Origin of the sequence: Nonomuraea sp. NPDC004580 (assembly GCF_040609855.1) — a bacterium.
Taxonomy (GTDB): domain Bacteria; phylum Actinomycetota; class Actinomycetes; order Streptosporangiales; family Streptosporangiaceae; genus Nonomuraea; species Nonomuraea salmonea.
Map to the genome: position 1 here is coordinate 95,712 of NZ_JBEXLH010000011.1, position 12,441 is coordinate 108,152.

The 12,441-nt window shown below is 70.0% G+C and carries 10 protein-coding genes; 4 read left to right on the plus strand and 6 right to left on the minus strand.

Annotated features, from left to right (window positions below):
• Nucleotides 1-41: 41 nt before the first annotated feature.
• Complete coding sequence (locus ABZW11_RS14650; RefSeq protein WP_355416473.1) at nt 42-998, minus strand: arginase family protein; 957 nt, start codon at nt 996-998, stop codon at nt 42-44.
• A 375-nt stretch (nt 999-1,373) separates the two neighbouring features.
• Here ABZW11_RS14650 and ABZW11_RS14655 point away from each other — a divergent pair, with 375 nt between their 5' ends.
• Nucleotides 1,374-2,276 carry a 4-(cytidine 5'-diphospho)-2-C-methyl-D-erythritol kinase gene (locus ABZW11_RS14655; RefSeq protein ID WP_355416476.1) on the plus strand — a complete coding sequence of 301 codons (903 nt, stop codon included), beginning with the start codon at nt 1,374-1,376 and terminating at the stop codon, nt 2,274-2,276.
• Nucleotides 2,277-2,478: 202 nt separating this feature from the next.
• On the opposite strand, the gene ABZW11_RS14660 is transcribed toward ABZW11_RS14655, so the two are convergent.
• Nucleotides 2,479-4,716: an Orn/Lys/Arg decarboxylase N-terminal domain-containing protein gene (locus ABZW11_RS14660; RefSeq protein WP_355416479.1), complete on the minus strand. Its 2,238-nt coding sequence runs from the start codon at nt 4,714-4,716 to the stop codon at nt 2,479-2,481.
• A gap of 159 nt (nt 4,717-4,875) precedes the next feature.
• Between ABZW11_RS14660 and ABZW11_RS14665 the strand changes: the two genes are divergently transcribed.
• Complete coding sequence (locus ABZW11_RS14665; protein ID WP_355416482.1) at nt 4,876-6,690, plus strand: ABC-F family ATP-binding cassette domain-containing protein; 1,815 nt, start codon at nt 4,876-4,878, stop codon at nt 6,688-6,690.
• 260 nt (nt 6,691-6,950) lie between these two features.
• Here ABZW11_RS14665 and ABZW11_RS14670 read toward each other — a convergent pair whose 3' ends face one another.
• The gene (locus ABZW11_RS14670) at nt 6,951-7,457 is read right to left on the minus strand and encodes a MarR family transcriptional regulator (RefSeq protein ID WP_355416485.1); all 507 of its coding nucleotides are present in this window, start codon (nt 7,455-7,457) and stop codon (nt 6,951-6,953) included.
• 81 nt (nt 7,458-7,538) lie between these two features.
• Here ABZW11_RS14670 and ABZW11_RS14675 point away from each other — a divergent pair, with 81 nt between their 5' ends.
• Together ABZW11_RS14675 and ABZW11_RS14680 are read left to right on the plus strand one after the other, a co-directional pair.
• Nucleotides 7,539-8,285 (plus strand): trans-aconitate 2-methyltransferase, encoded by a 747-nt coding sequence (locus ABZW11_RS14675; RefSeq protein WP_355416488.1) that lies wholly within the window; start codon nt 7,539-7,541, stop codon nt 8,283-8,285.
• 63 nt (nt 8,286-8,348) lie between these two features.
• The gene (locus ABZW11_RS14680) at nt 8,349-8,501 is read left to right on the plus strand and encodes a hypothetical protein (protein ID WP_355416491.1); all 153 of its coding nucleotides are present in this window, start codon (nt 8,349-8,351) and stop codon (nt 8,499-8,501) included.
• A 3-nt stretch (nt 8,502-8,504) separates the two neighbouring features.
• Here the strand turns inward: ABZW11_RS14680 and ABZW11_RS14685 are convergent, their stop codons facing one another.
• The 3 genes from ABZW11_RS14685 to ABZW11_RS14695 all read right to left on the minus strand — a co-directional run bounded on the left by ABZW11_RS14685 (nt 8,505) and on the right by ABZW11_RS14695 (nt 12,376).
• Complete coding sequence (locus ABZW11_RS14685; RefSeq protein WP_355416494.1) at nt 8,505-9,344, minus strand: NUDIX hydrolase; 840 nt, start codon at nt 9,342-9,344, stop codon at nt 8,505-8,507.
• Nucleotides 9,334-11,394: an RNA degradosome polyphosphate kinase gene (locus tag ABZW11_RS14690; RefSeq protein ID WP_355416497.1), complete on the minus strand. Its 2,061-nt coding sequence runs from the start codon at nt 11,392-11,394 to the stop codon at nt 9,334-9,336. The genes ABZW11_RS14685 and ABZW11_RS14690 overlap by 11 nt, the downstream gene beginning before the upstream one ends.
• A 118-nt stretch (nt 11,395-11,512) precedes the next feature.
• A complete protein-coding gene (locus ABZW11_RS14695; RefSeq protein WP_355416500.1) occupies nt 11,513-12,376 on the minus strand; it encodes a TetR/AcrR family transcriptional regulator in 864 nt (287 codons plus the stop codon).
• Nucleotides 12,377-12,441 lie beyond the last annotated feature (65 nt).

Here is a 12,441-nt window from a genome sequence, read left to right on the forward strand (position 1 = left end):
CCCCCACCGCCCCTAGCCCCACGCGCTCAGCCTCCAAGGACTCACGCGTGGCGGCAGGCCGCCACCAGGTCCGTCACCAGTGAGGACAGCAGCTCTTGATCCTCCTTGCGAGCGGGCTCGTACTCCATGAGCCCGAGCCCCACGACGTCGAACCGCTCGCCCACCGCACGCACCAGCGAAAGGAGTTCCTCGGGCCGCAACCCACCAGGCGCCGGCGATCCCACACTCGTGAAGATCTCCGGATCCAGCACGTCGAAGTCGATGTGCACATACACGACGGTGCCGCCGTCCTCTGCCGTCATCCTCCGTGATGCCGGGGTCCCGGTGCGCGCGTCGCGTGCCGTCGTGTCCTGACGCTGTGGCCTTGCCAGGCCGGTGTCGTGAGGTGGTGCCGTTTCGGAGGGAACCTCGTGGGGTGGTGCCGTTCCGGAGGGAACCTCGTGGGGGCGATCAACACGGCAAAGCTCGATGGCCTCGATCAGGGCCGTTGCGTCCGGCCCGGGGACGTGGCGGATCCCGGCGGCCTTGATGAACGACTCTTCCGCGGCGTCCAGGTCGCGGGCTCCGGCCAGGACGATCTGGCGTGGCGTCAGCGGGTCGCCGGCCACCAGGCCCACAGGGCCGTCACCGGTGAGGGCGCGCAGGACCATGCCGTGGTAGGCGCCGGAGGGCGAGGAGACAGGTGTGTTCAGGTCGCCGTGGGCGTCGAACCAGACGACCACCAGTCGGTCTCCGTAGCGTCGGCGGGCCGCCGCCACCGGCTCCAGCTCGGCCCCGCAGTCTCCGCCGGTGGTGACCACGAAGCCCTCGGACACCTCTTCAAGGGCCGTACGCACCCGGGCTGCCGTGGTGACGAGGTCGTCTTCTACCGCAACCCGTACCCGTTGCCCGGCTCCGACCATGTCGGCGAGCAGTCGTGCCCCTTCCTTCAGCCGTTCCGCCGTGGGGGCTCCCGACCCCCGCCACTGCGGGACCTCCACCACCGTCACCACGTTCACCACTCCTCACCTGCGCAGCCATCACCCCGACGCACTCACTCACCCTGGCAAAGCGTGGAAACCCTGTCCAACCTCCGCCTCGTGCCCCGGGTGTGCGGTTCGTCCGGTGCGACCGCCGTGTCCCGCGGCGTGCGGTTCGTCCGGCGCGAGCGTGATGCGCTTGGGAGCATGCTCCGACCCTTTTGGAGGGGCGACGGAAAGGGACGCACCTCATCAAGCAGGGGGATCGGTGGAAAAGGTGACCACCTTGACTCTCTGTGGTGAGGAGGCGGCAGAGGCCGGCGTCATATTTCGAGAACCGCATGTCAGGGCTCCGTGCCCCGATAACATCGAGTGTCCTTGACCCCGGCAAGTAATGAGAGTGGCAGAAGATCGATGAGTTCGGTGACCGTACGTGTGCCCGCGAAGGTCAACGTGCAGCTTTCTGTCGGCCCGCTCAGGGAAGATGGCTACCACGACCTGGTCAACGTCTTCCACGCCGTGTCGATCTTCGATGAGGTGGTGGCCAAGGAGTCGGAGGGGATCACCGTTCAGGTGAACGGCAAGTGGTCCGACCAGGTGCCGACCGACGACAGCAACCTCGCCATCCGAGCCGCTCGCGCCCTCGCCAAGCACGCCGGCCGCAGCTACGGCGCCGAACTCGTCATCCACAAGAGCATCCCCGTCGCGGGCGGGATGGCGGGCGGCAGCGCCGACGCGGCGGGCGCGCTGGTCGCCTGCAACGAGCTGTGGGGTCTGGGGCTGCCCATGGACGATCTCATGGAGATCGCCGGTGACCTCGGCAGCGACGTCCCGTTCTCGCTGATCGGCGGCACGGCGGTCGGCACGGGGCGCGGTGAGCAGCTGAGCGAGCTGCCCACCGGAGGCACGTTCCACTGGGTGTTCGCGCTGGCCGATGGGGGTCTGTCGACGGCCAGCGTGTACGCCGAGTGCGACCGGCTCCGGGCGGCCTCCGACGCCGAGGTGCCGTGGCCGACGCTCAACGACTCACTCATGGAGGCGCTCGGCACCGGCGACGCGTACGCGCTCGGCACCCACCTGAGCAACGACCTCCAGCCCGCCGCGCTCAACCTCCGCCCCGAGCTCGCCCCCACGCTCGAGTCCGGCCGCCAGCACGGCGCCCTGGGCGCGATCGTCTCCGGTTCGGGCCCGACGTGCGCGTTCCTCGCCATCGACGCTACCCACGCCCGCGACCTCGCCCACAGCCTGACTACGACGGGCGCCGCCCACACCGCCGTCGCCGCCCACGGCCCCGTTCACGGCGCGACCTTGATCTGACCCGCGCGATCTGACCCGCGTGGTCCGATCCCGCGCGATCTGACCCGCGTGATCTGATCCGCGTGGTCCGGTCTCGGGTGGTCCGGTCCCGCGTGATCTGACCCGCGTGGTCCGATCCCGCGTGACCCGGCCCCGCGTGGTCTGACCCGCGTGGTCCGATCCCGCGTGACCCGGCCCCGCGTGGTCTGATGCGCGGGCGCGGTCAGTGCTTGAGGACCTCTATCCAGTAGCGGCCGTCGGTGTCGCGATGGGCGCCGTGGATGTCCGTGGCCAGGTCGGGGAAGGTCCGGTCGAAGTCCTCCAGGACGCGCAGGTAGGTCATCAGCGGCCCGTCGGCGGGACCGGTCGCCTCGCCGGGCATCAGCATGGGGATGCCCGGTGGGGTGACGACCACCGTGGCCGCGGCGACCCGGCCCGGCAGGCGGCTCAGCGGGACGCGTTCGGTGCGCGCCCGGATCATGGCCTGGTAGCAGTCGGCCGGCGTGGTCACGGGCTGGGGCAGGAAGGTGAAGACCTGGTCGAGGAGCTTGCCGACCTCGGAGTCGCGCAGCTTGTCGTGGACCAGGGTGCAGAGCTCGCGCAGTGAGATCGCGGGCGGGCCGAAGCCGGGCAGGACCTCCGACAGGGGGAGGCCGGCGTCGTAGGCGTTCTTGAAGTCGGTGAGGGCGTCGATCAGGGTGCCCCACTTTCCCTTGGTGATCCCCATCGAGAACAGCACCAGCAACGTGTGGTCGCCGGTCTTCTCCACCACGATGCCGCGTCGTTGCAGGTAGGCGGCCACGACGCGGGCCGGGATGCCCCAGTCGAGCGTGCCGGTGGCGGCATCGGCGCCCGGACAGGTGATCGTCACCTTGACCGGGTCGAGCAGGCAGTAGCCCTCTGACATGCCGTCGAACCCGTGCCAGCCGGCGCCCGGCTCCAGCGTCCAGCATCGGGGCTCCGAGCACAGCAGGGCCGGGTCGGCGTCGGCGAACGGGACGGTGCCCCCGGTGCGCGGATCGGTGACGACGGGGGGCTGCCACACGCCGAAGAACCAGCCGGGCCGCGTGCCGTCGTCGCGGATGCGAGCGGCCAGGCGCGTCATCGCCTGCCGGAACCGGACGGCCTCGGTGATCGCTTCCCCGGTGAGGAACACTCCCGACGAGCCGTCCATCATCGCCGCTGCGACGTCGAGCGAGGCGATCATCGGGTAGAGCGGCGACGTGGAGGCGTGCATGAGGTAGGTCTCGTTGAGCGCGTCGTAGTCGACCGGCGCCCGCTCCGAGGAGCGGACGTGCAGCATCGCGGCCTGCGACAGCGCCGCAAGCAGTTTGTGCGTCGACTGGGTGGCGAACAGGGTGGGACGGCCGGGACCGGGCAGCGTGTGCTCGTCGACGGCCATGCCGTAGCGGCCGGCGTAGAGCGGGTTGAACCGGGCGTAGGCGAACCATGCCTCGTCGAAGTGCAGGCGAGGCACGCCGGCGCCCAGCAACTCGCCGACCTGCACCGCGTCGTAGCACACACCGTCGTACGTCGAGTTGGTGATCACCGCGTAGGTCGGGTCGCCGGAGGCGAGGGGATGGGCGGCCACCTGGGCCCTGATCGCGGCCGCGGCCAGCGCGGCGGGCGGGATCGGACCGGCCAGCCCCAGCCCGTTGCGCTCGGGCACGAGGTAGACCGGGCGGGCGCCGCTGATGGCGAGCGCGTGCTGGACCGACTTGTGGCAGTTGCGGTCCACGAGGACGGTGTCGTCGCGGGCGATGGCGTGGTGTCCGACGATGCGGTTGGCCGTGGAGTTGCCGTTGACCACGAAGAACGTGCGGTCGGCCCCGAAGACGCGGGCGGCGTTGCGCTCGGCTTCGCCGATCGGGCCGGTGTGGTCGAGGGGCGAGCCCAGTTCGGTGACCGAGATGGACAGGTCGGTGCGCAGCAGCCGTTCGCCGTAGAAGTCGAAGAATGCCCGGCCCACCGGCGATTTGAGGAACGCCACGCCCCCGGCGTGCGCCGGGGTGTGCCAGGAGTAGTGATGATGGTCCTGCAGACGGCGGAGCGCACCGAAGAAGGGCGGGAGGATCTTCTCGGCGTACTGGTCAGCGGCGTGGGAGATGCGCCCCGCGATGAACTGCGGGGTGTCCTCCAGAGGGTAGACGTAGCCGTGGATGACCTCGTAGACCCACAGCGGAAGCTCCTGCTCCTGCGCCATCAGGAAGACGGGCAACCCGCGGAACCGTTTGGCGACCGCGCCCAGCAAATGTTCCGCGCCGGGCGCGTCCCACGAGGCCAGCACCGCCGTGAGCGACGCGTCCGATCCGATCACCGCCAGGGCGTCGTGGTCGCGGTGGGTCCAGCGTACGTGGAGCCCGAGCTCGTCCATGGCGGCGCAGACGCGGCGGAGTTGCTCGGCGAGCGCCGAGTCGGCATCGGGACGTTCGGTGACGGCGACCAGAACCGTTCGCTCCATGCGGCACTCCAAGGTCGGGGGGAAGCCGGGGAAGGTCACACCGGTCACCCAAGATGGTAACGCAGAGGAGCTGAAAGACAACGATATGTAATGGCAGGGTCGGGGGCGGAGGGGGAGGAAGCGAGGAGACGGGCGGGAAGCCGATACCCTGGGAAGGCCATGAATCTGGTCAATCTCGAGTCGGTCTCCCACGCCTACGGCCCCAAGCCGCTCCTCACCGACGTCTCGCTCGGTGTCGAGGCCGGCGATCGCATCGGTGTCGTCGGCCGCAACGGTGGCGGCAAGACGACGCTGCTGTCCGTGCTGGCGGGCACCGTACGCCCTGATAGCGGCCGCGTCACCCACAACCGCGGCCTTCGCGTGGGTCTCCTGTCGCAGCAGGACACCCTCGACCCGGCGAGCACCGTGCGCGAGACGGTCCTCGGCGGGCTGGCGGAGCACGAGTGGGCGGGCGACCAGCGCGTACGCGAGATCCTCACCAACCTGATCGGCGACCTCGACCTCGACTCAAGGACGGGCGACCTCTCGGGCGGCGAGCGCAGGCGTACGGCGCTGGCCAAGCTGCTCATCGACGACCATGACCTGATCATGCTCGACGAGCCCACCAACCACCTCGACATCGAGGCGATCGCGTGGCTGGCCGGGCACCTGGCCGACCGCAAGAGCGCGCTGGTGGTCGTGACGCACGACCGGTGGTTCCTCGACGCGGTCTCGACCCGTACGTGGGAGGTCGTGGACGGCCGGGTCGAGCGCTACGAGGGCGGATACGCGGCGTACGTCCTGGCGAAGGCCGAGCGGGCCCGCATCGCCCAGGCCGCCGAGGAGCGCAGGCAGAACCTCATGCGCAAGGAGATCGCCTGGCTGCGGCGCGGCCCGCCCGCCCGTACGTCCAAGCCGAAGTTCCGCATCGACGCCGCCCAGGCGCTGATCGCGAACGAGCCGCCGCCGCGCGAGACCGTCGAGCTGATGCGCTTCGCGGCGGCCCGGCTCGGCAAGACCGTCTACGACCTCGAAGACGTCACCCTCCACGCCGGCGGCCCCGGTGCGGGTCCGCTCGTGCTCGACCACCTCACGTGGCAGTTCGGCCCGGGTGACCGGATCGGGCTGATCGGGGTGAACGGGTCGGGCAAGTCGTCGGTGCTGCGCCTGCTCGCCGACACGATCAAGCCCGACTCGGGGCGGGTGGTCAGGGGCAGGACCGTACGCCTCGCGCACTTGTCACAGGAGCTGGCCGAGGTCGACCCGGCGCGGCGCGTGCTGGAGTCGGTGGAGGAGATCCGCAAATACCTCCAGGTCGGCAAGCGCGAGTGGACCGCGTCCCAGCTGCTCGAACGCCTCGGCTTCCGTGGCGAGGCGCAGTGGAAGGTGGTCGGCGACCTGTCCGGCGGCGAGCGGCGGCGGCTGCAGCTGCTGCGGCTGCTGATGGACGACCCCAACGTCCTGCTGCTCGACGAGCCCACCAACGACCTCGACATCGAGACCCTGAACGAGCTCGAAGACCTGCTGGACGCCTGGCCCGGCACGCTGATCCTGGTCAGCCACGACCGCTATTTCCTGGAGCGGGTCACCGACAAGTGCGTGGCGCTGCTGGGCGACGGCAAGCTGTCGCTGCTGCCGGGCGGGGTGGACGAATACCTCGAACGCCGCGCCGCCGGCACGGCCGTGACCGCCCGCCTCGGCATGGGCGCCCTTACGGCGGCCCCCGAGCCGGCCGCTCCGCAGCCGAGTGCCCCGAGTGCGCCGAGCGGGCTGTCGGCCAAGGAGGAACGCGAACTCCGCAAGGAGCTCAACCGCCTCGAACGACAGCTCGACAAGCTCAGCGACCAGGAGTCCCGGCTGCACGCCGCCATGGCGGAAGCGGCCAGCGACTACGCCAAGCTGGGCTCGCTCGACGCCGAACTCCGCGAGGTCGCAGCCCAGAAGGAAGCCGTGGAGGCGGAATGGCTCGAAGCAGCCGACCGCCTGGGCGACTGAACTCCACGAAGAAACGCCGGCCCCCGCCCGCCGTTCAAGCCAGCGAGCTCAAGCCGTCCCTCCCGCGCCGATGACGCGCAGGCGGTCGGTGGCCGCTGCGGCGTGCCTGCGCATCCGCTCGGCCTCGGCCGCCAACCTCGTCGCGCCGTCGCCGGCCAGCCGGTGAGAGCGGCGTACCCGGCCGCCGACGATCTCCTCCCGGTCCTCCTCGATCAGGCCCTCTGCCTGGAGCCGGTCCGAGGGGCTGGGCGCGCGAAGGGTCAGAGGGGGGAGTCGAAGGGGGTGAGGAGGGTGCGGAGGAGGGCGGCGAGGGTGCGCTGGTCGGAGGGGCCGAGTCCTGAGAGGAGTTCCCGTTCACGCCGCAACAGGTCGGAGAACGCGGCGTCCACCCGCGCCAGCCCCGTCTCCGTCAGCGAGACGAGCACGCCGCGCCGGTCCTCGGGATCGGGGCGGCGGCGTACGAGACCGGCCTGCGCGAGGCGGTCGATGCGGTTGGTCATGGTGCCCGACGTCACCAACGTGGCCCGCAGCAGGGCGCCGGGGCTCAGCTCGTACGGCTTGCCGGCCCGCCGCAGCGCGGTCAGCACGTCGAACTCCCACGGCTCCAGATCGTGCTCGGCGAACGCGGCCCGCCTGGCACGGTCGAGATGCTTGGCCAGCCGTGACACCCTTGAGAGCACCTGGAGCGGCTCGACGTCGAGGTCGGGGCGCTCCGTCCGCCACGCCGCGACGAGGCGATCGACCTCGTCTCTAGCATCCTCCGTCATGACACACAAGTGTACTGTCTTGACATCGAGATATATCTCTCGATATCAATTATCTTCATGTCAAGAGATATCTGGGACCCTGTGACATACGCGGTCTACGCGGACGAGCGGTCGCGGCCGTTCATCGAGCTGATCTCCAGAGTGGGGGCGGTCGAGCCCGATTATGTCGTGGACGCGGGCTGCGGCAGCGGTGAACTCACCGTCGAGCTGGCCAGTCGCTGGCCCAATGCGACGATCGAGGGCTTCGACTCCTCACCTGCGATGATCGGCAAGGCCAGGAAGCTGGGGTCGGACGTCAGGTTCCAGGTCGCCGACGCCTCCACCTGGCGCCCCGACCGCCCCGTGGACGTGATCGTCTCCAACGCGTTGCTGCAGTGGGTGCCCGACCACCACGCGGTGCTCGAGCACTGGATGGAGGAGGTGGCCCCGGGCGGCTGGCTGGCCTTCCAGGTGCCGGGCAACTTCGACGCGCCCAGCCACGTCGCCATCCGCGAGCTGTGCGACTCGCGCGCCTGGTCCGACCGGCTCGGCGACTTCACGCGGGGCACGCCGGTGAGCGAGCCGCTGGAGTACGTCGACCTGCTCAACCAGGGCGGCTCGATGGTGGACGCCTGGGAGACGACGTACGTGCACGTGCTGCAGGGCGAGAACCCGGTGCTCGACTGGGTCTCCGGCACCGCCCTGCGCCCCATCCTGGACCGGCTCGACCAGGACGGGCAGCGGCGGTTCAAGCACGACCTGGGCAAACTGCTCGCCGAGGCGTACCCGGCGAGGAACTACGGGACGCCGTTCCCGTTCCGGCGGATCTTCGTCGTGGTGCAGAAGTGACGAAGCGGCCGCACAGCCCGTGAAGTGGCATGATGGTGCTGGACCGGACTTTTGCGAGGTGCGGTGGGCATCGAGATCGAGGACAAGTTCGACGTCTCTCCGGACTACGAGCTCCCTGACCTCAGCGACGGCATCGAACGCGGGGCCGCCGAGCGCGCGCACGTCGGCTTCCCCAAGGTGTGGAAGACCTGCAAGGCGGTCGCGAAGGTGCTGTGACCGTCAGCTCGCGTGCTGCTCGACGGCGACGACCCGCTCGCCGGCCCGGTGCAGCACAGCGAGGCCGCCCTTGGGCAGCCGTACGTCCTGCCCGGCCAGCGCCTGGACGAGACCGGGCAGCACCTTCCCGTGACTGCACACGACGGCGTGCGGGGGCAGCGCGGCCACCAGCTCAGGAGTCCTGCGCGGGTCCTGGCCCTCCTCACTGAGCAGCGGTTCGACCTCGATCGCGGCTCCGCGGACCCGCGCGTACGGCTCCAGCGTCTGCACGCAGCGAGCACTGGGCGAGCTGACGAGACGACCGGGCCGGTAGGCGGGCAGCACGGTGGCGAGGACCGCGGCCTGGGCGGTCCCGCGCTCGTCGAGCGGGCGGGCCTCGTCGTCACCGTCCCACTCGTCGCGCGAGCCCGCGGAGCCGTGCCGGACGAGCACGAGCGGCACGGTGTCGAGCGGCGCGTCATCGAGGGAGCGCAGCAGCGCGACGTCCCACGTGTACGACAGCAGCCGCTCCGCCTCCTCCACCGGCACCCAGCGCAGCTCATCGACCTCGTCATCAGGGATCGACCCGGCGTCGTCGGCCACCCGCCCCACCCAGTAGTCGACCCGCTTGAGCCGCCCGGAGCTGCGGTAGTGGACGGGCGGCAGCGGCCTGCCGAGCACGACGGTCAGCCCCGTCTCCTCACGCACCTCGCGCAGGGCGGCGGCGACGACGTGCTCGCCAGGGTGGAGCTTGCCCTTGGGGAACGTCCAGTCCGCGTAGCGCGGCCGGTGCACGACGGCCACCTCGGACGCGCCGCGCAGGATCACCGCGCCAGCCGCCCTGATGAGGCCGTCAGTCGTCAACGGTCCTCCAGCGGTGCGTGCCGATGAGGTGACTCTGCAGGTCCTCGCCGGGGTGGTGGGTCCAGGTGCCGTCGGAGTTGAGCCACCAGGTGCTGGTCTCCTCGTCCATGGCGCGGTCCATCAGCTCCATCAGGTACGCCTTGTGCTGCTGCGAGGTCACCTTGACCAGGGCCTCGACGCGGCGGTCGAGGTTGCGGCGCATGATGTCGGCGCTGCCGATCCACACCTCGGGGCGGCGGCCGAGCCCGAACTCGTAGACGCGGGAGTGCTCAAGGAAGCGCCCCAGGACCGAGCGGACCCTGATGTTCTCCGACAGGTCGGGGATGCCGGGTCGCAGGGCGCAGATGCCGCGTACCCAGATGTCCACCTGCACGCCGGCCCTGGAGGCCCGGTAGAGCGCGTCGATGATCGGCTCGTCCACCATCGAGTTCGTCTTGATGCGGATCCGCGCGGGCCGCCCGGCCCGCTGGTGGGCGATCTCCCGTTCGATCCTGGCCATCAGGCCGCTGCGCATGGAGTGGGGCGCGACCAGCAACCGCCGGTAGGCGGAGTGGTGGGAGTAGCCGGTCAGGTGGATGAACAGGTCGGTGACGTCCTCGCCGACCAGCGGGTCCGCGGTCAGCAGGCCGAAGTCCTCGTACTGACGGGCGGTCTTGGGGTTGTAGTTGCCGGTGCCGATGTGGCAGTAGCGGCGCAGCTCGCCCGATGCCTCCTGGCGGACGACGAGGGCCAGCTTGCAGTGGGTCTTCAGGCCGACCACGCCGTAGACGACGTGGCAGCCGGCGCGTTCGAGCTTGCGCGCCCAGGAGATGTTGGCGTGCTCGTCGAAGCGGGCCTTGATCTCGACGACCACCACGACCTGCTTGCCGGCCTCCGCGGCGTCGATGAGGGCGTTGACGATGGGAGAGTCGCCGCTGGTGCGGTAGAGGGTCTGCTTGATCGCCAGCACCCTGGGGTCCTCGGCGGCGACCTCGATGAAGCGCTGCACGCTGGTGGCGAAGGAGTCGTACGGGTGGTGCAGCAGCACGTCGCGCTCGCGCAGGATCGCGAAGATGTCGTCCTCTGCGTTGATCACCTCGGCCGGCACGAACGGCCGGTAGCACAGCTCGCCCCGTTCGAGGTCGGCGATGGCGTGCAGGCCCGACAGGTCGAGCGGTCCCGGCAGCCGGTAGACCTCGTGCGGTGCCAGCTCCAGCTCCTCGATGAGCGGCGCCAGCACCTCGGGCGTGATGCTGTCCTCGACCTCCAGCCGCACGGGCGGCCCGAAGCGCCGCTTGAGCAGCTCCTTCTCCAGGGCCTGCATGAGGTTCTCGGTGACGTCCTCGTCCACGTCGAGGTCCTCGTTCCTGGTGACGCGGAAGACGTGGTGCTGGAGGATCTCCATGCCTTTGAAGAGCTGTCCGAGGTGCGCGGCGATGACATCTTCAAGGGGGACGAAACGGTCTTTGGACGCGGGGACGAACCTGGGCAGCTGCGACGGCACCTTGACCCGGGCGAACACCGTGTGGTTCGTCGCCGGATTGCGCACCAGGACGGCGAGGTTCAGGCTGAGCCCGGAGATGTAGGGGAACGGGTGCGCGGGGTCCACGGCCAGCGGCGTCAGCACCGGCCTGATGCGCTCCCTGAACAGCTTGCGCAGCTCCGTACGCTCCTCGCGCCCGAGATCCGCCCAGCGCACGACCTCGATGCCCTCGGCGGCGAGCTGAGGGCGGATCTGCCGGTGATAGGTCTCCGCGTGCCGCCTGGCCAGCCCGTCGGCCACCGCGGCGATCTTGATCAGCTCTTCCTGCGGCTTGAGCCCGCTCTTCGTCCGCAGCAGCAGGCCGGTCGCCATCCGCCGCTTCATCCCGGCCACCCGGACGCGGAAGAACTCGTCGAGGTTGCTCGCGAAGATCGCGAGGAAGCGGACGCGTTCGAGCAGCGGCAGCGAGGGGTCCTCGGCGAGTGCGAGCACCCGCTCGTTGAACTGGAGCCAGCTCTCCTCGCGATTGAGGAACCGCTCCTGCGGGAGGGGCAGGTCATGGGCAGACGGGAACGGTTCCGCGGACATATGGCGTATGTTGCCCCGTTCGGTTGAACAGCACGTTAACGTCGCCGCAACGGCTCACCCCCAAGGGTCAGCCCAGCTCAACACCATCGTCACCCGGGGTGCCCGCGCCGTTCAAGGCTCACTCCGGATGATCTACCTGCTCCAGCCGCGCCGCGCGCTCCGCCAGCCGCGCCTCCCGCTGGCGGATCTTCTCCTCCCGCTCGCGGGCCTTCTCCGCCTCCTTCAGCAGCCGCTCACGCTCCTTCAGCTCGCGTACGCGGGCCTTCTCGGCCTCCTTGAGCTCCCGCTGGCGGATCTTCTCCGCCTCCTTGAGCTCCTTCTCGCGGGCCTTCTCCAGCTCGCGCAGCTCCTTCTCGCTGGCCGCGCGCGGCTTGGCCGCCAGGGCGCGTCCCGAGACGGTGAGCGACGGGTCGGGGGCGAGCGCGGTAAGGCCGTTCCAGGCCAGGTTGACCAGGTGGGCCGCGACCTCCTCGCGACCCGGCTTGCGCACGTCGAGCCACCACTGCCCGGTCAGTGCCACCATGCCGACCAGCATCTGCGCGTACATGGGGGCCAGCTTGGGGTCGTAGCCCCTGGCCGCGAACTCGTCGGCCAGCACGTCCTCGACCTGACTCGCGATCTCGCTGATCAGGCTGGCGAACGTGCCGGTGCCCGACGCGGCGTGGGAGTCGCGGACCAGGATGCGGAAACCCTCGCTGCTCTCCTCGATGTAGTGGAGCAGGGCCAGCGCGGCCCGCTCCAGCTTCACCAGGGAGTGCGCGGCCGACAGCGCCTCGGTGATCATGCCGAGGAGCTTCTGCATCTCGCGGTCCACGACGACCGCGTAGACGCCTTCCTTGCCACCGAAATGCTCGTACACCACGGGCTTCGACACCTGTGCGGTAGCTGCGATCTCTTCGATGGAGGTCCCGTCGAACCCCTTCTCCGCGAAGAGGGTGCGGCTGATGCGGATCAGCTGCTCTCTTCGCTCGCTACCGGACATGCGCCTGCGAGATCGGGGTTCGGTCACGGTTCCCATAATGACGGCCACGGCTGTGCCGCCGCTCA